19 protein-coding genes are annotated in these 22,388 nt (G+C 37.7%); 13 read left to right on the top strand and 6 right to left on the bottom strand.

Features of this window, described 5'->3' with window-relative positions:
- Positions 1-15: 15 nt before the first annotated feature.
- The 4 genes from asnB to SOM16_RS20975 form a co-directional block, all read right to left on the bottom strand.
- Positions 16-1,806 carry an asparagine synthase (glutamine-hydrolyzing) gene (asnB, locus tag SOM16_RS20990; RefSeq protein ID WP_320465955.1) on the bottom strand — a complete coding sequence of 597 codons (1,791 nt, stop codon included), beginning with the start codon at positions 1,804-1,806 and terminating at the stop codon, positions 16-18.
- 328 nt (positions 1,807-2,134) lie between these two features.
- Positions 2,135-2,638, bottom strand: a complete 504-nt coding sequence (locus SOM16_RS20985; RefSeq protein WP_320465954.1) for a UpxY family transcription antiterminator — start codon at positions 2,636-2,638, stop codon at positions 2,135-2,137.
- Positions 2,639-3,037: 399 nt separating this feature from the next.
- Positions 3,038-5,440, bottom strand: a complete 2,403-nt coding sequence (locus SOM16_RS20980) for a GumC family protein (RefSeq protein ID WP_320465953.1) — start codon at positions 5,438-5,440, stop codon at positions 3,038-3,040.
- A gap of 314 nt (positions 5,441-5,754) precedes the next feature.
- The gene (locus tag SOM16_RS20975) at positions 5,755-6,573 is read right to left on the bottom strand and encodes a polysaccharide biosynthesis/export family protein (protein ID WP_320465952.1); all 819 of its coding nucleotides are present in this window, start codon (positions 6,571-6,573) and stop codon (positions 5,755-5,757) included.
- An 810-nt stretch (positions 6,574-7,383) separates the two neighbouring features.
- On the opposite strand from SOM16_RS20975, the gene SOM16_RS20970 reads away from it, so the two are divergent.
- The 3 genes from SOM16_RS20970 to SOM16_RS20960 all read left to right on the top strand — a co-directional run bounded on the left by SOM16_RS20970 (position 7,384) and on the right by SOM16_RS20960 (position 9,432).
- Complete coding sequence (locus SOM16_RS20970; RefSeq protein WP_320465951.1) at positions 7,384-7,824, top strand: hypothetical protein; 441 nt, start codon at positions 7,384-7,386, stop codon at positions 7,822-7,824.
- Positions 7,825-8,368: 544 nt separating this feature from the next.
- Positions 8,369-8,896 (top strand): hypothetical protein, encoded by a 528-nt coding sequence (locus SOM16_RS20965; RefSeq protein WP_320465950.1) that lies wholly within the window; start codon positions 8,369-8,371, stop codon positions 8,894-8,896.
- A gap of 119 nt (positions 8,897-9,015) precedes the next feature.
- Complete coding sequence (locus SOM16_RS20960) at positions 9,016-9,432, top strand: hypothetical protein (protein WP_320465949.1); 417 nt, start codon at positions 9,016-9,018, stop codon at positions 9,430-9,432.
- Positions 9,433-9,456: 24 nt separating this feature from the next.
- Here SOM16_RS20960 and SOM16_RS20955 read toward each other — a convergent pair whose 3' ends face one another.
- On the bottom strand, positions 9,457-10,287 hold the full coding sequence (locus tag SOM16_RS20955) for a HEPN domain-containing protein (RefSeq protein ID WP_320465948.1): 831 nt from the start codon (positions 10,285-10,287) through the stop codon (positions 9,457-9,459).
- Positions 10,288-10,632: 345 nt separating this feature from the next.
- On the opposite strand from SOM16_RS20955, the gene SOM16_RS20950 reads away from it, so the two are divergent.
- The 7 genes from SOM16_RS20950 to gap all read left to right on the top strand — a co-directional run bounded on the left by SOM16_RS20950 (position 10,633) and on the right by gap (position 15,885).
- Positions 10,633-11,280 carry a LexA family transcriptional regulator gene (locus SOM16_RS20950; RefSeq protein WP_320465947.1) on the top strand — a complete coding sequence of 216 codons (648 nt, stop codon included), beginning with the start codon at positions 10,633-10,635 and terminating at the stop codon, positions 11,278-11,280.
- Positions 11,281-11,440: 160 nt separating this feature from the next.
- Positions 11,441-11,683 (top strand): hypothetical protein, encoded by a 243-nt coding sequence (locus SOM16_RS20945; RefSeq protein WP_320465946.1) that lies wholly within the window; start codon positions 11,441-11,443, stop codon positions 11,681-11,683.
- A gap of 62 nt (positions 11,684-11,745) precedes the next feature.
- Positions 11,746-12,195 carry a hypothetical protein gene (locus SOM16_RS20940; RefSeq protein ID WP_320465945.1) on the top strand — a complete coding sequence of 150 codons (450 nt, stop codon included), beginning with the start codon at positions 11,746-11,748 and terminating at the stop codon, positions 12,193-12,195.
- Positions 12,196-12,396: 201 nt separating this feature from the next.
- A complete protein-coding gene (locus SOM16_RS20935) occupies positions 12,397-12,771 on the top strand; it encodes a hypothetical protein (RefSeq protein ID WP_320465944.1) in 375 nt (124 codons plus the stop codon).
- Complete coding sequence (locus SOM16_RS20930) at positions 12,740-13,483, top strand: glycosyltransferase family 2 protein (protein ID WP_320465943.1); 744 nt, start codon at positions 12,740-12,742, stop codon at positions 13,481-13,483. The genes SOM16_RS20935 and SOM16_RS20930 overlap by 32 nt, the downstream gene beginning before the upstream one ends.
- Before the next feature lie 289 nt (positions 13,484-13,772).
- Positions 13,773-14,795, top strand: coding sequence for an MraY family glycosyltransferase (locus SOM16_RS20925; protein ID WP_320465942.1), 1,023 nt, complete (start codon positions 13,773-13,775; stop codon positions 14,793-14,795).
- 82 nt (positions 14,796-14,877) lie between these two features.
- Complete coding sequence (gap, locus tag SOM16_RS20920) at positions 14,878-15,885, top strand: type I glyceraldehyde-3-phosphate dehydrogenase (protein WP_320465941.1); 1,008 nt, start codon at positions 14,878-14,880, stop codon at positions 15,883-15,885.
- Positions 15,886-15,924: 39 nt separating this feature from the next.
- Here gap and SOM16_RS20915 read toward each other — a convergent pair whose 3' ends face one another.
- A complete protein-coding gene (locus tag SOM16_RS20915; RefSeq protein WP_320465940.1) occupies positions 15,925-16,659 on the bottom strand; it encodes an NUDIX hydrolase in 735 nt (244 codons plus the stop codon).
- Positions 16,660-16,846: 187 nt separating this feature from the next.
- Here SOM16_RS20915 and SOM16_RS20910 point away from each other — a divergent pair, with 187 nt between their 5' ends.
- The 3 genes from SOM16_RS20910 (at position 16,847) to SOM16_RS20900 (ending at position 22,375) form a co-directional block, all read left to right on the top strand.
- Positions 16,847-19,084: a hypothetical protein gene (locus SOM16_RS20910; RefSeq protein ID WP_320465939.1), complete on the top strand. Its 2,238-nt coding sequence runs from the start codon at positions 16,847-16,849 to the stop codon at positions 19,082-19,084.
- A gap of 4 nt (positions 19,085-19,088) precedes the next feature.
- Entirely contained in the window at positions 19,089-21,392 is a 2,304-nt protein-coding gene (locus SOM16_RS20905; RefSeq protein WP_320465938.1) for a glycoside hydrolase family 3 protein, read from the top strand.
- Between the two features lie 95 nt (positions 21,393-21,487).
- Entirely contained in the window at positions 21,488-22,375 is an 888-nt protein-coding gene (locus SOM16_RS20900; protein WP_320465937.1) for an alpha/beta hydrolase, read from the top strand.
- Positions 22,376-22,388 lie beyond the last annotated feature (13 nt).

The raw sequence follows: 22,388 nt of genomic DNA, 5'->3' as shown, positions 1-22,388 counted from the left end.
TTATTGGTCGGCGGGTTAATTTTTTCTGAATACCTGGTAGAGTGCAAAGGCTTTTGACCAATGCATTTTGCCTGCTTTAAACTTTTGTATCTGCTGTATCGCAAATTGATTATCAGCATAAACTTCTTCATTAGAGATTTGACCGCCTTTGATAAACCATTGCTGAAGTGGGAAACTAAATCCCATTTTTGGGCGATTCCAAACAGCTTCGGGAAGTATGTTTTTAAATGCTTCAATTAGTAATCCTTTTTTTTCGGCGGGGAATCTTTGTTGAGGTGCAATACCATCAATGGTTTCCAAAAAGTTTTGATCAAGAAAGGGTACGCGAACTTCTATCCCATGACTCATACTCATGAAATCAGTATCTTTTAGCAATTGGTTTTGCATAAAAATATGAGTCTCGAACCAAGAGGCTCTTTCTGCACCATTTAACTGGCTCACTTTTTTATCAATGGGAAAAGCTTCGAACAGTTCGTCTATTTCTTTGTTGTTAATGTTTAAAATTTTGGCTATCGTTTCCGGGATATAAAATCCACGAAGGAAAAGGTACTCGCCGATGGGATTTTGGTAACTGAGGTAATAAATTCTTTTCAGTTTTTCTGAAGGTAATTTTCCACAGTATTTCAAGATAAAGGCAGGTAGTTTTTTAAGAACCCTGATTATTCCCATTCGGTTAAAAGAGGGATAACCACCTAAAAGTTCATCTGCCCCAATTCCGGATAAAACGGCCTTCAAACCATTCTCTTTCGCATATTTATTTACAAACCAGGAGTTAATGCCATCATTGGTAGGTTGATCCATCGCATTCAAAATCGTTTCGAAGTTTACCTTTAAATCTTGCTCTTCTACTAAATAAGTCTGATGTACGCCACTCGTTTTTGCGGTAATCAATCGCTGGTACTCTTCTTCTGAAAATGCTTTTTCGCCAAAATGGATTGATAAACTATTAAGATGCCGTCCGGTTTTTTTATCGGCCAGGAGGGTGATGATGCTGGAATCTATCCCCCCACTTAAAAATACACCGATTGGTGCATCAGCAACCATGTGGCAATTTACGGCATCTTCAAGTTTTATACGCACCTGGTCTGCTGCCTGTAATGCGGAGCCAACTACTTTTGGTGGTGAAATTGGTTCAAAAGAAGTGATTTGATTGGTTTGATGTTCATGGTTCCAGGTAAGAAAATTCCCTGGTTTTAATGAAAATACATCTTGAAGTGTAGTGAAAGGCTGAGGAATATGGCCGAAAGCCAGAAAATAGATCTTCCATTCTTGTTTTTCAGGAAATTGATAGCTGGTTTTTTCGAAGGCTTTTACCTCGGATGAAAATACCAGGCGATTCTGTTGGGTGGAATAGTATAAAGGCTTGATTCCAGATGGATCGCGAACAAGATAAGTAAGGTTTTTGAAATGATCATGTAGTGCAAAAGCGAACATTCCATTAAATTTCCGAAAGCTTTCGGTTCCCCAAATCTGGTAAGCGGCAAGGATGACTTCAGTGTCACTTTGCGTTTGGAATGGGTAGCCTAGTGCTAACAATTCTGTTTTTAATTCTTTAAAATTATAGATTTCGCCATTAAAAGTGATGACTAACTTTTCTTCCCGGGTCTGCATAGGCTGGTGCCCGAGAGAGGAAAGATCGATCAGGGCTAACCTCCGGTGTCCAAAACTTAAGCCAATGGATTCGTCGGTATAAAAGCCTTCATCATCCGGACCTCCGTGCTGCATGGAATCGCACATTAGTTTAACATCTTTCTCCAATTGTTTTAAGGGAGCACTTTTGTCTATAATTCCAGCTATTCTACACATGATTAAACTGGGCAATAGCCCTGAACAACAGTCTTGCTGATACCTTGTTTTCTAAATATTTTGGATTTTGATTACAAATTTGCATGGAGTCTGGGCACAGCTTCGCCCCTTCAGTCACATTTTTATTTTAAAAAAATGAACTGATTAATGACTTCGATTTGTTCGTTTTCCTAGCGAAAACTTAACCTATTTTATTGTTAACAAAGCTAAATGGTTTAATGTAACTGTTCAACTTGTGCATTTTAACAATATGTTTTGCTCAAAGGCTTCTTTTCTTTGAGTTGTTCTTTTACTATGATGATCTTCCTTCCTTGGCTTATGTGCCGAATCAAATCGGCTCTACAAATGCAAGCGAAGTATTGATGTCGATCGAATAACCTATATTTTCAAGGCGCAATATAATGCGTTCCTTATTTTGTACGGATACCATTTCTGCTATCATATCTTTAAAAGGACCTGCTTTTACAAGTACTTTTTGTCCGGGTTTAATGTCGTAATCAAAAATGGTCAGCTCTTGCTCTGTGGCCAATAATAATTTTAACTGTTCAATCTGTTGCTCCGGCATTGATGCGATCTTTCCTGAAAAATATAAAAATCTGGCAATGCCGTTTGTCATGAGTACTTCTGCATATTCTTTGGTGGAAATATACACAAAGAGATAGGATTTAAGGAGTGGTTCTTCGATAAATTTCTTGCGGTCGCTCCACTGTTTGAGGGTTTTATGCAGGGGAAGATAAGTGGTGATCCCTTTCCTGTTTAGTTCATCAAAAGCCTTTTTCTCTGCCCGCGAGCGTGTATAAACGGGATACCAACGATAACTACTGTCGATCATATGCTCAAATTAATTTTCCAGGAGTTGATTCAGGGACTGTTATATTAATTATCTTATCGATCTCTTGAGCAAAATAAAGGGCATAGCTTTTAAGGCAAGTCATCTTAATAATATAGTTAGCAGCTTCGGGTACCCCCAAAAATACTTAATTATCGTTGTTGTGGTATATTTTTATGTAGTTTTTTGTTGCGATAAATCAATAGCCAGGGTTGTTAGGCCCTAATCCGCCTATCGTCACCTTTCCCAGGAAGGAGAATAAGTGTGTAATAAGGATTTCTCTATGCAAGTAGATTAAAAAAAAGGAAAATTTATGGCAAATGATAAAACAATCCTATTGGATTTCTTTTGACTAAAGACTAAAGACTAAAGACTAAAGACTAAAGACTAAAGAGCAGCACCTTATTTTTTCTTCCAAAACATCCACCATTTTCTGTTTTCATCCTCGTAATAACCAGATCCTGAGTAACCGCTGTAATCAGAATAGTAATAAGTGCTATTGCCACCTCCTCGTGAATAATCTGTGGTGTAATAATTAGCATGCAATGCATCATCGCCGAATGCATTTAAAATAATGGCCATATTACTCAAGCTGTATTCTCTGGATAAACGTTCCGGGATGTTGGCAGATCTGTGTTGCGAAACACCAGATCGGATAACAAATAAGTTGATGTCTGCAGATCTGATTAGTGGAATCGCATCTGAAACCAGTCCTACCGGCGCGGTATCAATTAAAACATAATCATACTCCAGTTCGAGTTTCGCTAACAAACTTTTCATTGCTTGTGTGTGAAGTAATTCTGATGGGTTAGGTGGTATTGGGCCTGAGGGGATAAAATCGAGGTGGTGAACATCATCATGAATCATTACTTCTTCTAAAGTGGCTTGGCCGGAAAGTAATGAACTAAGGCCTTTTTTATTGTCGTTGCCAAAAGCCTTATGTAATTTAGACCTTCTTAAATCTGCCGCTATTAATATTATTTTCTTTTCGATCAAAGCCAGGGTGCTGGCCAGATTAATCGTTACAAATGATTTTCCTTCGCCAGATACTTCAGAAGTTATACAGATGACTTTACTTTCCTTATGACTGGCCAGGAAGCTTAGGTTTGTTCGCACGGAACGTACAGATTCGGCGAAAACAGATTTTGGCTTCGATAATGAAAGTGCTTGTTTGCTATCCTGATCAATAAAATCAGGGAATTTCCGGATCACGCCGATAATTGGGGTGTGGGTTAAACCTTCAACAGTTTCCTTGTCGTAGATGTATGGATTTAGAAAACGAACCAGTAAAATCAGGCCAAAGCCAGATGCTAAACCCAACATTAAGGCCGTACTGTATGCTTTGCTTCCATTGGGAGAAATGGCATAATAAGATGGATAAGCCGGGTTAACAATAGCGGCGCCAGGTACAATAGCGGCAGCATTCATTTCTGCTTCGAGCTTTTTCTCCGATAGGTAGGAGCGGACCTTATTATTGACTTCGAAATTGGTTTGTAACTTCACAAAGTTTTGTTCCTTCTGTGGAATTGAACTCATGCGCTGTGTAACGCCTGCAATTTGGCTATCAATATAACGAATGGTTTGCTCATTTTTTCTGAGCATGCCTGCTACGGCATTTCTAATACTGGCTTTGACGTTAGAAATTTGTTGCTCAATTTGTTTTATGGGTTGCGAATCGCTGTTGAACTGGCCAAGCTTGGCTTCTCTGTTTGCCAGCAGGTTATTGAGTTGAGTAACCAACGCGCCGATTCCGGAATTGATATCTCCATCCAGATCCAGGCCAATTTCTACTTTCGCCTTATTGCTATTTGCTTGTTCCTGAAGCTGTTTTATGCCCAGTTGTTTCAGGTTAAGCTCAGTTTTTTGTTTTTCAAAATCAGAAAGCTTGCCAACAGTCATGGAGGTAGAAGAACTTATGTCTACCATATTATTGCGGGTTTTATAATTGGCTAATGTACTGCCTGATTTCCCTGCTTCAGTATCAATAAATCCCAGCTGGTTGTTAATAAAGTCTACCGTTTGATTGGCTGACCGCCTTCTTTGAATCACATCATATTTTACATATTCTTTCATGATGGCATTCAGAATGTCTGCAGCGAAAACGGCGTTTCCATCCGTTTGGCTAAGCCCCATTACGTTGGTAAACCTTGCGGCTTCACCAATGCTTAAACCGCCCATTGCTCTGCCGATAAAATCGTCCTGACTGTTAAATTTAAATTGATAAGTAGTGCCTACCGGAATTTTATTTTTAATCCGGAACGACATATTGCCGGCATTAATTACCTGTCCGTATTGATAAGTAACTTTTTCACCTTCGTTATCAGCGGGCGCGAGTGCAAAATGTTTTTCATCTTTTCCGGTTACAGCGTAGAGCGAACGGCCGAAGTTAACACTGTCTTGCTTAATAATTTCGATTACAAAAGGTATATTAGGGTAAAGCTCGGTTGTGCGGACACGGCCTTTTAAATAGTAGCTAATTTTGTAATCCAGCGTTTTTACTGCATTGGCAATCACCTCATTGCTGCGGATGGTGAAACTTTCTGCCTGAATTTTATCTGTGTAGTTATAGTTTTGCATAGCCACCTGGCTACCGCCGGTTCCGATAGCGGGATTACTTTCCTCTAATTTGAGTGAAGCTCCTGTTTGATAAATCGGTGGGGTGTACCAAAGGTAAAGCCAGGCTCCACAAAGCGCAATGGCTACCGTAGCTGCTACCCAGTACCATCGGCTTAAGAATACCCTGAATATTTTATAAAAATCAATACTCTGGCTAACGGCCTTTTTCTCTTGCACAAGCTCTGTCAATGTGTGATGTTTTGAATTTGGGGGAACAATCAGTTAAAAACATAAAGATAAAGGCAATTTTTTAAAAGCAATTATTTTATTCCAATTGTTTTATACTTAGTGAGATTAGTCAATAGAAAAAGGAAATGGGGAAAAGGAAATGGGAATGAAAATAGTTTTTTAAGCAGGGTGATGAAAACAGTGATTTAAGATAAAATAGTGAAACATTCAGTTTGAAAATTGGTTTCCGTAAAGACTAAAGACTAAAGACTAAAGACTAAAGACTAAAGACTAAAGACTAAAGACTAAAGACTAAAGACTAAAGACTAACCAAACTACCTCGTTACCGTAAAAATCAGCACCGCTAAATTGACCACGACCAATAAAGGCTGCAAAATGTTATTCAGGCTTTGCAGTTTATCACTTGTTGCAGCGCTTTTGGTGGGTTGCAGGACGATAATATCATGGTTCTGGAGGATTAGTTTTTTACTGGCTAAACTATTGATGTCATTCAGGTTAACATAAATTAATTCAGGATTGGTACGATCTCCGCGAATAATTTTTAGCGTTTTTGGATCTGCAGTTTTACTAATGCCGCCAGCTTCTCCGATAATGTCTATCAAAGTGGTATTGTCGCGTTCCAGAAGGAAGTTACCCTGTTTCCCAAACTCGCCCAGTAAGGTAACTTTTAAATTAACCACACTAAGTTCGATGATCGGTTCTTTTAATAACCTTGTTTTATAAATTTCCTGAATTTTAATGGCTGCTTCCCTTCGGCTTAAACCCACTACCTCTACTTTTCCAATAGCAGGGAGATTTACTTTTCCGTCAAGATCTACCGGATAAGAGAGTATATTCTGGATACTACCGCTTGCTGCATTTTGTGCGATGTTAGTTGAGCTACCTGCATTTCCCGTTGCGCCAAATTCGAAATTTTGAACATTGCGAATGGCTAACTGATCGTTCACCTTAATTTTGTAATAGGCATCACTAATGCCCTGATCGTTTACCACATAAACCTGCTTAATAGTATCGGTTACCATATCTGATGGGGCATTAAACAGCGTACGTTCTTTGCGTACGCCACAACCAAAAATAGAGGTGATAACGATACTTAATAATAAAAATTTAAAAAATGCTTTCTGATGTGGCATGTCTCTAACTGGGGGCGTTTAGTGTGGGGTAAAGTATTGTACTGCAAAAATACAATTTAAAATTTCTTTAGCGCAAGTGGTAAGTTAACTTATCTCACTTAGTGTAATTATATTTACAATGGTAAAGTGAATTATTAAACACTCTTTTTTTAAAAGACAATAGCCATCTTAAAACTGATGAAACATGTTTTTGTTGAAAATTTAATCTTTAATTAGCTGATTGTATGGGTAGTATTCTTGTTTTTAGCTTCTTATTGCTTCCGTGTAATATTTCAGAAATGGCATAAGCATTGGCCCTTGTTAACTGTTCTTTGTTTAGTTCTACAATTGGATAGGTTTGCCGTCACTGGATTATGGTTGTAATTTAATTCGATTGACATTTATCAAAGCCTCATTTTATTGTAGTATATATCAGTCTTTAATTCGTTTATTTGGTCTTTAATTTTAAATGGATGTTGCCAATCTGTCTTTGCTGTATCTAAAATATAGGCCGCTAATACTTTGTGGAAGCCTATAAATTTGGCTAATAAGTAAAGGTTAAGTACAACAGCATATATCTTAAAATTAAATTTTGCCGAAGTCGGCTAGTTCAATGCGCTAGAAGGCTTTGGATCATCCCTAATTACTTATTAGTTTCTGTCGAACGGTTTGTTATGAATAATAACTGTATCGGCAATCCACAGGTGTTTGTTTAATCAACGCTTGTTTTCTAACTGAGGTAATAAGTAAACCCCGATTTATTTTTTTAAAGGATTCTTTGTGTACTGCTCATCCGGCAGGTTTCGCAATTAATCAGTTTACTAATGCGCAATGTTTTTACTGAGTCAAACAAAAAAACTCATTTTCAGCACACTCGTTTGTTTGTGTGCAATCATTTTAATCAATGAAACAGCTGCAGCTGCACCTGGTTGCCAATACATGGGGCGGGTTTATTATAACCGGATGGGCAATCCTCCCAACAGTAATTATGAATATTATACAAATGAGTATTGGATTCAGTTTAGTTCAAAAACAAGTTGTAATGCTCCGGCTAATGCGAGTGCTACCTATGTGCTATCTGGTGAAATATCTTCCAGATCGGCTACAGGTGGCAGGTGTTACGTAGACTACGCCAATGCTAATACCCGAGGTACGGCAGTAAATTTCACCAGAACCTATCAATGCCCGATAGATGATTATCTTCCTTTTGTTTTGCTCTTAATGCTGCCGATTTCATTTGCATTTTCAAGGCGAAGAATTACATCTGCATAATTAATGTTGATATAAGCTATCATTGAAACCTAATTTTTAAAGGTTGGTGTCTCCATAATATCTTAAGTTTTATCTCGTAATTCCACTAATTTGGAATTATGGGGATTGGCTTCAGTCGGTAAGCCACCAGACCGATAAATGAAGGGCATACTTAAAACTAAAATGGTGTTTAGCAATCTGCTTAAATTATACTTGAAATTTTTACTAAGCTAAAGCCTTTTAGCAACAAATCAAATCAGGTAAATCCAGAAGTATTGTTAAAATTCATATGAGGTTTGTTCCTGAATGAAATAAGTATGATAAATTGTTTGTAAGAATAATGTGATTGACTTATGTCAATCTTCTAATAAGCGAAAGTTATTCTTAAAATTCTGATAGAGCTTGTCTAAAGTCATTTAAAGCAGGTTTTTTTAAAAGTTGCGGTCTCTTTTTGAAATCGCTTTTTGCCACTTGTGCTGATTGTTCATTTTGTTCATGATCCAAATTTTGATAATTTTGTAGCGTAAATAATACATTAAGCTCCTCTCATAACTTATAATCATTCATGAATTCCTTTTTCAAGATTTTATTATTATTCGCTATTACCACGGCTTTTAATAATGTCTACGCTCGAACATCTGGATTTGGTTGCCGTGATGGCAATCGAATTTATGTAAATTATTTAGGAACATCTGAATGGTATGGTACCACCTTCAAAGTTTATGATATTAATGGTCCCAGTTATGAAATTTATTATAACAGTGATCCGGCAAATAACTATGATTGCCACAAAATTAATAGTAACCAAGCGTACAATCAAGTCAACAATGCAACATACGTTACTTCAAATAACGCTAATCAAGGTACTTGTTGGATTGATAATATTGCTAATAAATCAAACACTTCGCAGGGTGGGTATGCAACCTATGTTTCTTATACCATAGATTGTCCTGCTAACAAAACTGCAAATTTGCCTTTAGATGATTATACACCTTTCTTAATAATTCCTTTTGGAATATTCGCCATCTTTTTTATCCAAAACGGCCTACATCCTGGTATCAAAATTTTTAAACAAATGACGTTAGTATCCTAAATACCAGGTTCTAGAAAAGAAAATAGTATTAACGGCTGCTGTTCATTGTATAGTATTCGTAAACAGGTAGATGTTGAATGAAATGAATGTAGGTTAAGGGGCTGTATACCTGTAGTTTAGTGTCAAATCTAAAATTGATGCTAATCAGGCCGGCTTTCACTCTTTTATTTCTGCTATTCTCAATAGCTTCTGAAGCTGCTGTTGGCTGTAGGATCGGAAATGTCGTTTATACAAGTCAATATCAGGGTGCAAATGCAACAGTTATAATAACTGCTATTACATACGGTAACTTCTATAATACGACAACCCTGTCTACACAGGCTCCCGCATGTCCGAGAGCAGGTAATGTCAGTCCCTCAACTGGTTTAATCAATCTTTGCGTTTTAAATGGATCACTGCTTAGTGCCGGTACGCTAGTAAACTATGATCGATTAGATCCACCTGTTCAATGCGACCTTGACGATTATACCTTACCATTTGCGGCTGCGGCAGGCACTTTGGGTTTATTAGTCATCAGGAGGCGAAGACATAATTGAATTTTTTATTGAACGGCCTTCAGTTTAATCCGCAAATAGCAAACCTTTTGAATTAATTTTATTAAGCATCAAAGCAATTTTTTCCTGTAAAAAAAATAAATGTTGAGGTTCGATTTTATAATCATCATCATAACGGGCACCAACATAAGCCTGTTGCAGTAATTCGATCCATTTTGATTCTTTATTTTCCTTTGCATCGAAAATATTTTTAATTTCCGGGTAATAGAAACCTGCGTTTCTTTGGAGCAAAGGCAATTGATGGCTTTTAAAATCTGTTCCATTAAACAATTTAATAATTAGCTTCAATACCTGTTCGCAGGTTTGATGGAGCATGAAAGCTGAAAGGTGAAATTTTCCCATCCCAAGATATGCTGTTGCACCATCGAAAAAGTTACCGACTTTTTCCAAACCAGTTTTTAAAATTGCAGTTGAAGATGATTTCATTGCTGCCAAGGTAATTTCTGAGGATTCGATAAATCCGTAATCTGGCGTATATTGATAAACACAATTAACACGCCTGCAATAGGTGGCAAAGAATAGATTGCCACGTTGAAGACTATCATTTAATGTTCCATACGAATAATAAATCAGTTCTACGTTAATTTGACTTAATGCTAGAAATTCCATTATATTTTTAGTCTCCTCGCTGCGCTGAAATCGATATTGATCAAGGATAATGATTAACCTGGTGCTTGTTTCGTTTGAGGAACATTGAAAAATGTAGGCAATTGGAATAATGCCCGTAATAAGTTCTATGAATGGTTTCAGCGGTTTCCTGGTGGTATAAGATGCTGTGCTTATGGCTTGTGTTGCGTTTAGATTCATTTCCGTGGCGGTTATAAATTCGTACTCCATTTAAAGTTGGTGAAAATGGCAAGTCTGCGCACCAGCCGGGCTAAGAATTTCGCGTTTCGATTCATTAATGCTAACTTGAGTTAGCTACCGAGTTACGGAATAAGAAATTATTTGGTGTGATAAATTAGTAATATTGCACTGGTTTAATTTGCAATTGATTACCTGATTAATCACTAATATTATATTAAATTTGATCAGCTCATTTAGGCTGACAAATTGTATATTTAGTTTATTTCATTACGTTTCAGAACCAAGCTTATTTTATTACCTTGCCGCCTACCATTCAAATTTACATTAATTTTTACGGAAATCTTAATTTAATTAGCAAACTTACTAACATTATATATGACTGAACTAGATCGTTTAAAATCGTTAATGAATATATTAGGTTTTAGAACTCAACGAGACTTTGCGGCGGCATTAAATATCAAAGATGGTTCGCTTTCTGATATTTTTAGAGGGCGGGTTGGAATTTCTAATGGTTTTAAAGACAGGCTTAGCTTTAAGTTTGATGTTAATTTGGCTTGGCTGGGTAATGGAGTAGGAGAACCGCTACTGAACAAAGGACCTGTAATTTCTGAAATTAAAGAAGGTGTGCCATATTATGATGTTAGCTTATCAGACGCGGATACTTTTATTTTAATGGAAGAAAAGGCGGAGTATTTTGTAAACTATAAACCCTTTAATGATTGTACTGCCTATCTTCCCGTATATGGTGACAGTATGTATCCACGTTATGCCGCCGGTGAAATTATAGCTGTTCGGGAAGTGACCAATTTTGAAGTATTGCAATGGGGCGAGGCTTATGTGATCATGGCAAATGAAAAGGCAAATCACTTACGTAGTATCAAAATGATTTATGAGCATGCTGATCGGAATAAATTGATCCTGCGTTCATCTAACCCAAATTTTAAAGGTGATACCATTATGGATAAATCAAATATTACTGCGCTTTATATTATTAAAGGAAAAATTACCAGGAATTTGATTTAGAGGCCAGTAGATAAATTCGCAAATCATTTTACAATATAATTTTTAACGGAAGCACTTGAAATAGATATCTTTACTATGGTAAGCTATTACTTGATGTCGTGATATAATAGACCAAAATGTATTATAATCACTATGTTTATAGTAATTAGAGTTGTTGCTCATGGGCGTGGATATAATTGATTTTTTCAAAATGAACCTTGCCTTGTTGCAAAACCAGCCGTTATCTGGCGGTATTGTAGCAAAAAATCTGCGCATTAGCGATGACGGAAGCGGGGAACTTACTTTATATGGCGATTTCACCATCACCCTAAAAGTGCTGGATCTTACCACCGATGTTGCGCCCAATTTAAACAGCCTGATGACTTTTACCCAGCAGGTGATAACTTCAAACTGGAACATTTAGAGCATCCAGAATGGACACTTTAAGCGATTGTGAAATAAAAAGTGCAATTAGGTATATAAGAGATGCAGGAAGAAGCATTGCTATTCCCAGCCAATAATTTTATGGTTTCAAATACAATAAAGCTAAGTTTAGGTAGTTTGCTGTTCTTTTTATTTGTTGCCTGCCTAAATAAGAATAAAATTGATATAAAGGTTTCTAAAAAAAGTAGCTTACCAGATTCATGTAAGTATTATGCTGAGGATGCGAGACAGTTCGTGTCTAATCTCAGTTGCTATTCTTGCCATATTAAGGGAGGTGAAAGATTGAATGATATCCCATCTTTTGATGAGCTTGCGGCTATGGATAGTTTAAAACTTGTCAATTTTGTTTTTGTTAAAAAACATAATGGTAACTATAATATGAAAGGAGCATTCAAAACATCCAGAATGGACACTTTATGTGATTGTGAATTAAAAAGTGCGATTAGGTATATAAAAGATGCAGGAAGATACATTGCTATTCCCAGCCAATAATAAAACTTAACCTCTCATCGCTTTCTTAATATAAAGTCTACGCTAATTCAGCAAACGATTTCTTCTTTGCTGTTCATTATTTTATTCTCTATTTCCTGTTAGCTATTCCCCCATTTCCCGCTAATCCATTCCTTATTTCTTCCAATTTTCCAAAAAAACAAAAATAATTACTACATTAGTGTATGATTAATCTATTAGCTTATGAAAAAGTTATGCTTAATCATCCCGATCTGTCTTATCCCAATTTTTGCTTTTGCAGAGTATGGTTGCCTGGTAGCTGGATACCCGGAACTACTTACCTATCAAACAAATCCTCCCGGTGGTACTTTTTCAAACACGCCTGGCGATCTTTACCCGGCCGATGGTTGCGCCTGGATATTAGATAGATCATTCGCCAGTAGTGGCTGTATTGGACATGGAAAAACAGGGACTAAAGGCACCTATTACCAGGAATGCCCTATTGATGATTTTATCCCGCTATTATTTATCTTTACCACGGGCGTAGCGGTTTCCACGTTAAATAGAAGGCTATCGCGATTAGAAAATGAAGATATCCATCATCACGGTAATTTATAATGGCGAAGCTTATTTAAGGGAATGTATCTTATCAATCATTAACCAGTCGTATCAAAATATCGAGTATATCATCATTGATGGTGGCTCTACAGATGGCACACTGCTGATTATTGATGAATATAGAAAGCATATCCATCATTTAATTTCTGAACGCGATCAGGGTTTGTATGATGCCATAAATAAAGGGATTGCCTTGGCATCGGGTGAAATTCTTGGTATTTTAAACGCCGATGACATGCTTGCTGATAAATATGTAATTGAGGAGATTGCAAAAGGATTTATGGAACATCCTGCAGTTGATGCTGTTTATGGAGATTTAAATTACATCAGTCCAGTCAATCATAAAGTTTTAAGAAACTGGAGATCAAAACAAGCAAGCGAAAAAGATATTAAGCAAGGATGGATGCCCGCTCACCCCACGCTCTATCTCAGAAAACCATTATTTAGTAAGTATGGTAATTATGCGCTTGATCTAGGTACAGCTGCAGATTACGATCTTATTTTAAGGTACTTTTATATCCATAAGCTAAAGGCCATTTATTTGCCACTCCTAGTAGTAAAAATGAGAACTGGTGGCGTCAGCAATAAAGACTTGGCTAGTCTGCTGGGCGCTTTTAGAAATGATTATAAAGCCCTAAAGCTTAATGGTATTCCGTATCCGGTTTTTGTACTCCTGAGAAAAAAGCTATCAAAATTAACGCAGTATTGGTAGCTGGTATTATTTCTTAATGGACGGGTGAGCCCATAGCTCATTTTGTTCATTTGGGTTAAAAAACGGCTTAATTTCATTTGTAATTATTTTTCATCGGGGTATGCCGTAGTATTTATAATGCCTTTAAACCTGATAGGAGTAAATCGAAATTGATATTTATCATGGTAAAGAATAAAAAGAACAGAGAAAACGGCGCTGCATTAGCTATCTTTGCAGAAATAGTTCCCCCGTTTTGTTCGAAAATTTGCTAAAAACTACTCCAGAAGTGTTCTATGGGGCGATATTTATATTGTCACTTACACTTGTGATCTTTAGTATTCCTTCGGTAATTCATGCATCATTGAAATACAAGCTTTTTGATGTTAATGATTTGCACAGAAAAAACCATGCAGCAAACATATCCAGATTAGGTGGCTTATCCATTGTGGCAAGTTTTACCATTTGTATCCTGCTATTTTCTACATTAATTAGTTTCAAAGAGGCAAATTTTTTAATCGTTTCCTGTATCATTCTCGCTGGCCTGGGTTTAAAAGATGATGTTTATGGCACCAACACCAGCACTAAATTTTTATTACAACTCATTGTTGCGGCCATACTCGTTTTTTTTGGAGGCTTTCGCCTCACCAGTCTTTATGGCGTGCTGGGCATTAACGATATTAATTACCTTGGCGGAGGTATATTCTCTATTATTCTTATTATTTTTTTAAATAATGCCTTCAATTTAATTGATGGGATAGACGGCCTTGCAGGTACCATTGGCATTTTGGCCAGCCTATGTTTTGGAATCTGTTTCGCCCTGATGGGGCAGGTGCCATATGCTTTTATTGCGTTTGCACTTACTGGTGCAATTGCTGGATTCTTAAAATACAACTGGTTCCCGGCGAATATTTTTATGGGTGATACTGGTGCTTTAATTATCGGTTTAACTACGGCAGCTCTCGCCATCAAGTTTATCGAACTCAATAAATTTACCGGCGCTAACACTCCTGCTTTTTATTCCGCACCTGCTATTGCGGTTTCTATCCTGATCGTGCCCATATTCGACTCCCTCCGTATATTTACCGTCAGGATCTTGACCAGAAAATCTCCCTTTCTGGGCGATAGAAACCATATTCACCATCGATTAGAAATAATTGGATACAAACCGAATAAAATTGTATTTATAACCGTAATCTTAAATTTTATCATTATTCTTGCTACCATAACCTTGCAAACATTTGGTAATTTTCTTCTTATTTTCCTGCTGATTGGGATCTGTATGATATTCAACCTTCTGATCTCCTGGCAGCTTTCAAAACAATCTCGTAAGTAAGATGTAAATAAATGCATACAGAATTTACGATAAAGCTATAATCTGGAAATAAACATTAATTTTGCGCTCTAATTTTAACATCATGAGGCTGGCGATTAATGGTTTCGGTAGAATAGGCAGAACTTTTTTGCGCTTAGCATTAGCTGAGGGTTTTGAAGTGGTTGCAATTAATGATCTAGCTGATGCAAGCGCCATGGCCCATCTTTTTAAATACGATTCTGTACATGGTGTTTTTAAAGGTGAGGTTGCCGCTAAGCCCGATGCCCTGGTAATTGATAAACTTTCTATTCCGGTTTTTTCTATTAAAGAGGCAGACGAATTACCATGGTCTGCTTTAAGGGTTGATTTAGTGATTGATTGTACCGGGAAAAACCTAACGGTTGATACTGCCGGGAAACACATTACCGCAGGAGCAAAACAGGTATTAATTTCGGCACCTGCTGCAGATGATATTCCAATGGTTGTGCTGGGCGTTAATGATAATCGAATAGATTTGAACAGTGAAATCCTATCTAACGCAAGTTGCACAACGAATAATATCGCCCCAATGATTAAGATTTTAAACGATAATTGGGGAGTTGAAGAGGGGTATATTACCACTATTCACTCTATGACAGGTGATCAAAATCTACATGATTCAAACCATAAAGATTTACGCAGGGCAAGGGCTGCATCGTCATCAATTATTCCAACAACCACAGGCGCTGCAAAAGCCATTACCCATATCTTTCCAGAATTAGATGGCCGCCTGGGTGGTGCAGGAATCAGGGTGCCGGTGTTGAATGGATCATTAACGGATTTTACCTGCCTTCTGAAAAAGAGAACCACTATTTCAGAAATTAACGAAGCGTTTAAAGTTGCCGCCGCCACAGATTTGGCTGGCATTATTGAGTATACCGAAGATCCTATTGTATCAGTAGATATTATTGATAATCCACATTCATGTATTTTTGATTCGCTGCTTACCTCAATTGTTTGTGATATGGTAAAGGTTGTGGGTTGGTATGACAATGAATTTGGATATAGCTCAAGGCTAATTGATATCATAAAAAAAATAGATACAGGAAGAATAGCAGATCAAACAATATAGTAGCACAATACTTGCTCGATGTATTATTTAGTATCTGCTTTACCAGTTTAGCCCACTCAACGCGATTTTATATTTTTCTTCATCAAATTTATATAAGTTAGGTGCTTTATAAGCTCCACCTTTTCGTTGCTCATCCAGCTTAATCAGGATATCGTAGCGCATCATTTTTCTATAAAAATTTCCCCTGTTGAGCTTTTCTCCAAGAATAGCCTCATAGAGACCCTGTAACTCTGGAAGTGTAAATGTTTCAGGGAGTAAGTTATAACCAATTGGCTTGTGGCTAATGTGCTCGCGTAAGGTGTCTAGCGCTTTTTTAAGAATAATTTCGTGATCCATCACCATTTTAGGATTAGATTCTACAGGTACCCATTCACAGCAATCTGAAAACATATCCGTTACCGGATTCACCCGGGTTTGATCAACCAATGCATAATACCCAATGGTAATAAAACGCTGTTTATGCCATAAATCATCCGGGTAATCTGCAAAGAAGCTTTCTGAACGATTAAGGTTACCGAATACGCCAAAATTATTCAGAAATATTTTGTCTGCCCCGCTTCTTTCAAACAAAATCCGTTTTGCAGCATCATCAATTGCCTCATCCTTTTGTAAATATCCACCAGGTAAAATCCAATCTTCTTCATTCTTTATTTTCAATAAAAGCACGTTTAACTGGTTGTTTGCAAAGCCAAAAACCACGCTATCTATCGAAATATGGGGGATTGAACTCTGCCAAAATTTTACACTTGCATCTTTTATATCCTGATTGATCATAGGTTGAAGATAGTTTATTTAAGGACTTCTAAAATTAATAATTTGTTTTTCTTAATTAAACATATTAATATTGCTTCATAAAGAAGCAATGAGAAATCGCCTTCTTATATACTAACCAATCTACCGTACTTCTGAAATTTGTTGCGGAGAATATATAATAAAATTACATACTTAATCCTAGTTGGCTATGAGCACCCTTAAGAGCATTTTACTGTTGATGTTGTCTGCGTTTTGTATTTCATCCTATGCGCAGGAGAAAATAAAAAGAGATTCTATTCCCCAAAAAAAAGTAGCAGAAAAAAAAGAAGAAGATAATAGAAACGTGATGCTGAATGCGGCAAATAATACAGGCCCGCGTGATGTAAATATTGGTTTGCCAACAACCGTTGGTGGCATTACCATTCAGGAAAACAATTTGCCCGTGGTGTATTTCTTCTGGCCGGAATTGCCAAATAGAACTTGGCGGCAGAGTGTAAGTTTACAGAAGACCGGGTTATTAAAAATTGGCGAATCGGTAATTACTACCGGCGATCTGGGTTTTGCTGTTAATTCATATACTAAGCTCGGAACGCCCAAATTCGAATTAGTCGGTAATTTATCTGGCAGTCATTTCGGATGGCTAAAAGGTGATGTAAATGTTTCGGGACCAATTTCCAATGGATGGTCTTACGTGGCTGGCATTTACCAGAACTATGATCCCAATTCCTTCGATGTTCAGTTTTCAGATTACTCTGACAAAACACAGATTTATCGTGCGGGCTTAACCAAACGCTTCAAGCGAGATAAAGGCGAAATCAGTTTCCTGTATAAATATGCCAATTCCATTTCGCTCACCAATTACGCCGTTTTTAAATATAAAGAAAATGGACAGGTACAGGAACTGGATAATTTTAGAATTGGTAGAGATTCTTACATCATCAATGATGGAATAATGAAATTTAAAGATATTCGTACAGGCGAATTTTCTTTTAAAAATGAGGGTGGAAATGATGCTGCCTCCAGTTCACATAGTTTTGATGTACTGGGGAATTACAAGCTTAAAAACGGATGGAACTTTAATTTTAATACCCGCTTAAGATTTGCAAAGGCAACTACGTTAACCAATATTCCATTAGGTATTCTTCAGGCAGGATCAAATGATGGTTTCTCTTATGTAAGCAACGGACAGGCCTACACCGGAAACGTTAATTCAATGCTGGGTTTATCTACCCCTAAAACACCTACACAAACCGTATTATCCAGGTTTGAAGTTACAAAAAAAGTAAACAACCACGATCTTCGATTGGGTTTAACGGAGTATTATTATAATGTTGATCAATATACTTCGAGCAGGGCCTTTTACTATCAAACCGTTGCTGCCAACCCCGAAAAGTTGATCAGGAATGTACCCGGGGGAAGTTCTAATACCGATGCTGATGGGTTTTACAATTACAATTTAGGCGGAGAATATCATGATGGTTATGAAAACAAACTTTCAACTTATTTTTCTGATCACTGGAACGTTTCTGACAAGTTCTCTCTGAATTATGGAATCAATTTAAGGTACCATAGAATAGATGGAAATTACGATCAAACCCCACGGACGGTAGGTTTTGTTTTTGATCCAAACCAAAGAACCGCCATTACCAATAACTGGTTCCACCTCGGTGGATCGGTTAATGCAGTTTACAAAATTACCAATCGGTTGGGCTTGCTGGCCGATTTCACTTATGCAGAAAATAACGGCAGGTTAGAAAGCTATTCTGGTGCAGTAGTACCAAATATGTCGAAAACAAAAAGTCCGCTTGGTGCTTTTGGCGTGTACTATAATCATGATAAATTCAGTGTGGTTTCACAGGCAACTTACTTAACCAGAAACAATTATTTCTCTCGTTTAAACCTGGTTAATCCGGCTAACGCCAGCGATTCTCAGGTGGCTACCGTTAATTACGATATTCAAACTTTGGGTTGGACGACTGATATTGTTGCAAATCCTTTCAAAGGCTTTAATATTCATTATCTCATTACTTTCCAGGATCCGATTTATAAAAACTACAACTTCTCTGCATTTGGCAACAGTTATTCTTACGACAATAAAAATGTACTGGAAATTTCTAAAATGCTCATGGAAATTGATCCGAGTTACACCTATAAAGATTTTAAAATTTGGGCCAGCTTTCGGTATTTCAGCAAGCAATTTGCTAATTTAACCAATGCACTTTACTTCGCCGCCCGATGGGAAACTTTTGGTGGCGTAAACTATAAGGTGAATAAACATTTCGATTTCGGTGTAACTGCTGTTAACTTCTTAAACCAGACTGGTGCAAAAGGTACCATTAATGGTGCAGAGTTAATTACAGATGCATCTGCTTATTATAACCAGCTGCTGGTTGGTTCATATATCCGTCCGTTTACCGTTGAGGCGTCACTAAATTTCAGATTCTAACCAAATGAAAAAAAATACCGTAACTTTTATCATCGCACTGATGGGGAGTTTATCCTTAAGTGCCCAACAATTTTTCATTGTTAAAAACAACAATGGAGCCACCCTTGGATATTCGGCAAATTCGGGAGTGAAAATTTTATCCGCGGGCGGTTTAAAGTTTAAAGATCTTAACCGTAACGGCAAGCTTGATCGATATGAAGATTGGCGTTTATCTGTAGAGGAGCGGGCAAAAGATCTGGCCTCGAAAATGACGGTTGAGCAGATTGCTGGCTTAATGCTATATAGCAGGCATCAGGCCTTACCAGCTGGTGTGGCAGGTTACAATATGGGTACCTACAATGGTAAAGTGTTTCCAGATAGTAAAGCGAAAGCATCAGATTTAAATGATCAGCAAAAACTTTTCTTAAAGGATGATAACCTGCGTCATGTGCTGCTTACAAGTGTTCAATCGCCAGAAATTGCAGCCATCTGGAATAATAACGCACAGGCTTTTGTGGAAGGTATTGGTTTAGGCATCCCAGCTAATAATAGTTCAGATCCACGGCACACGGCTTTAGCCACGAGCGAATTTAACGCAGGTGCCGGAGGAAAAATTTCCATGTGGCCTGATGGCTTGGGTATGGCTGCTACCTTTGATCCTAAAATTGTAGAACAGTTTGGACAGATTGCAGCTCAGGAATACCGGGCTTTAGGAATTGCTACCGCACTCTCTCCACAAATAGATTTAGGAACCGAACCGCGATGGTACCGCATCTCAATGACTTTTGGTGAAAGTCCGCTTTTAACAACCGACATGGGACGTGCTTATATTGATGGTTTTCAAACTTCTTATGGCAATGCGGAAATTAAAGATGGCTGGGGCTATAAAAGTGTAAATGCCATGGTTAAACATTGGCCAAGTGGCGGTGCAGAAGAAGGTGGGCGGGATGGGCATTGGGCCTATGGAAAATTTACGGTTTACCCAGGCAACAATCTTCAGCAACACATAGACCCTTTTGTAAACGGCGCTTTTAAACTGAATGGAAAAACCAGTAAAGCATCGGCTGTAATGCCTTATTATACCATCACTTTTAACCAGGATAAAAAATATAAAGAAAACGTAGCCAATGGGTTTAGTAAATATATTATTACTGATTTATTGCGGGATAAATATGGTTATGATGGCGTGGTGTGTACTGACTGGCTGGTGACTGGCGATGAAGGAAAAACACCCAATCTATTTGCAGGTAAGCCATGGGGAGCAGAGGCTTTAAGCATTGCAGAAAGACACTACAAGGTTTTAATGGCAGGTGTAGACCAGTTTGGCGGAAATAATGATAAAAAACCAGTACTCGAAGCCTACCAAATGGGCGTAAAAGAATATGGCGAGAAATTTATGAGGGCTCGTTTTGAAAGATCTGCAGTTCGTTTACTAAAGAATATTTTCCGTGTTGGTTTGTTCGAAAACCCTTATTTAAATGTTGATGAAACGAAAGCCATTGTTGGCAATGCCGAATTTATGAAAGCTGGTTACGATGCACAGCTGAAATCTATTGTATTGCTTAAAAACAAAGGAAATGTTCTCCCACAGAAAGAGAGACAAACTGTTTATATCCCTAAAATTTATACTGCACCTACTAAAGACTGGTGGGGGATTTATACTGCGGCAAAGCTGGATTATCCGGTGAATATGGATTTGGTTAAAAAATATTACAACGTAACTGATGTGCCAGAGCAAGCAGATTTTGCGATTGTGTTTGTTTCAAGTCCGCAAAGTGCAGAAGGTGGGTACGATATTAACGATCGCAATGGCGGAAGCAATGGCTATGTTCCAATTTCTTTACAGTATGGTACTTACACCGCTGAATATGCCCGATCGAAAAGTATTGCTGCAGGCGATCCGGTAATAGACCCCTCCATAAAAGACAGGGCTTATAAAGGCAAAACGGTTACGGCATCAAACGTGATGGATTTAAGAACCATTTTGGATACCAAAGAAATGATGAAAGGTAAGCCCGTTATTGTTTCCATTACCGCATCTAAACCGATGATTTTTAGTGAGTTTGAGAAAGAAGTGAATGGCATAGTGCTCAATTTCGGTGTTTCTACACAAGCTGTATTGGATATTATTTCCGGTAAAACTGAACCCTCTGGTTTATTGCCTGTGCAAATGCCTGCAAATATGAAAACGGTAGAAGAGCAAAAAGAAGATGTTCCTTTTGATTTGATTCCGCATAAAGATACCGAAGGTAATCGTTACGATTTTGCTTATGGCTTAAACTGGAAAGGTGTAATTAAAGATGTGAGAACCGAAAGATATCATAAATAACGGTGTAAGTCTATTCCAGCTATAGGGTATTCCCTGAGCATAATTCATTTTAAATGGATCTACGAAAACGTCAATAAATAATAAAATAAAATCCCATGAAATATAAAATTCCCTTACTCATGTTAACTGCGCTCAGCTGCTCTTTTTCATTGCAAGCGCAGGAAATCATTAAATTATATAAAGGCAAAGCGCCAGGATCTGAAAACTGGAAGCAAAAGGAAGCGCAGGTTTATGCTGAACTGTTTAAAACAGAAGTGGTGTACAACGTAACCGACCCATCCGTTTTGGTTTATAAAGTTCCTGAAGGAGTAGAAAACACGGGTACAGCCATTGTGATTGCGCCGGGTGGTGGCTTCCAGAGTTTATCCATCAATAGAGAAGGTATTGATTTAGCCCAGCGGTTAAGTAAAAAAGGAATAACTGCCTTTGTGCTTAAATACCGCTTGCTGGAAACCATTTCCAATGATCCTGCAACAGAAATGATGGAGAAGTTAAAAGACCGTGCGGCATTTGAAAAAAGTACGGTGCCAATAATCGAAATGGCAGCTCAGGATGGTAGAAAAGCCCTTCAGTTCGTTTATGAAAATGCTGCTAAATATGGGGTAAAAACCAATCAGATTGGCATCATTGGGTTTTCTGCTGGTAGTACAGTCGCCATGCAAACGGTATTGAATAATGGTAGCGCTTTTACGCCAGGTTTCGTAGCCGCTATTTACGGAGGAGTCTCAGCAGCACTTTTGCAAAAGCCATTGCCGAAACAAGTTACGCCCCTGTTCATCTGTGCTGCAAGTGATGATCAGCTAAAGTTGGCGCCACGAAGTATTCAGGTATATAATAAATGGCTCGAAGGCGGATATCCTGTCGAGTTGCATATGTACGAAAAAGGCGGTCATGGTTTTGGTATGGGTAAACAAAACCTGCCGGTAGATAGCTGGGCTGATCGGTTTGAAGATTGGTTGCAAAACCACAAATTAATGAATTAAGATAACTAAATAA

It is taken from the genome of Pedobacter sp. CFBP9032, assembly GCF_034045265.1.
Taxonomy (GTDB): Bacteria; Bacteroidota; Bacteroidia; order Sphingobacteriales; family Sphingobacteriaceae; genus Pedobacter.
Note: the sequence above shows the minus strand (reverse complement) of the source record. Positions and strands in the feature narration are given on the sequence as shown.

Coding starts and splice junctions, on each gene's coding strand:
- SOM16_RS20985 (WP_320465954.1), bottom strand. CDS start 2,638: ATGATCGACAGTAGTTATCGTTGGTATCCCGTTTATACACGCTCGCGG.
- SOM16_RS20900 (WP_320465937.1), top strand. CDS start 21,488: ATGAAATATAAAATTCCCTTACTCATGTTAACTGCGCTCAGCTGCTCT.
- SOM16_RS20905 (WP_320465938.1), top strand. CDS start 19,089: ATGAAAAAAAATACCGTAACTTTTATCATCGCACTGATGGGGAGTTTA.
- SOM16_RS20945 (WP_320465946.1), top strand. CDS start 11,441: ATGGGCGTGGATATAATTGATTTTTTCAAAATGAACCTTGCCTTGTTG.
- SOM16_RS20950 (WP_320465947.1), top strand. CDS start 10,633: ATGACTGAACTAGATCGTTTAAAATCGTTAATGAATATATTAGGTTTT.
- SOM16_RS20940 (WP_320465945.1), top strand. CDS start 11,746: ATGCAGGAAGAAGCATTGCTATTCCCAGCCAATAATTTTATGGTTTCA.
- gap (WP_320465941.1), top strand. CDS start 14,878: ATGAGGCTGGCGATTAATGGTTTCGGTAGAATAGGCAGAACTTTTTTG.
- SOM16_RS20910 (WP_320465939.1), top strand. CDS start 16,847: ATGAGCACCCTTAAGAGCATTTTACTGTTGATGTTGTCTGCGTTTTGT.
- SOM16_RS20935 (WP_320465944.1), top strand. CDS start 12,397: ATGAAAAAGTTATGCTTAATCATCCCGATCTGTCTTATCCCAATTTTT.
- SOM16_RS20970 (WP_320465951.1), top strand. CDS start 7,384: ATGTTTTTACTGAGTCAAACAAAAAAACTCATTTTCAGCACACTCGTT.
- SOM16_RS20915 (WP_320465940.1), bottom strand. CDS start 16,659: ATGATCAATCAGGATATAAAAGATGCAAGTGTAAAATTTTGGCAGAGT.
- SOM16_RS20930 (WP_320465943.1), top strand. CDS start 12,740: ATGAAGATATCCATCATCACGGTAATTTATAATGGCGAAGCTTATTTA.
- SOM16_RS20975 (WP_320465952.1), bottom strand. CDS start 6,573: ATGCCACATCAGAAAGCATTTTTTAAATTTTTATTATTAAGTATCGTT.
- SOM16_RS20955 (WP_320465948.1), bottom strand. CDS start 10,287: ATGGAGTACGAATTTATAACCGCCACGGAAATGAATCTAAACGCAACA.
- asnB (WP_320465955.1), bottom strand. CDS start 1,806: ATGTGTAGAATAGCTGGAATTATAGACAAAAGTGCTCCCTTAAAACAA.
- SOM16_RS20965 (WP_320465950.1), top strand. CDS start 8,369: ATGAATTCCTTTTTCAAGATTTTATTATTATTCGCTATTACCACGGCT.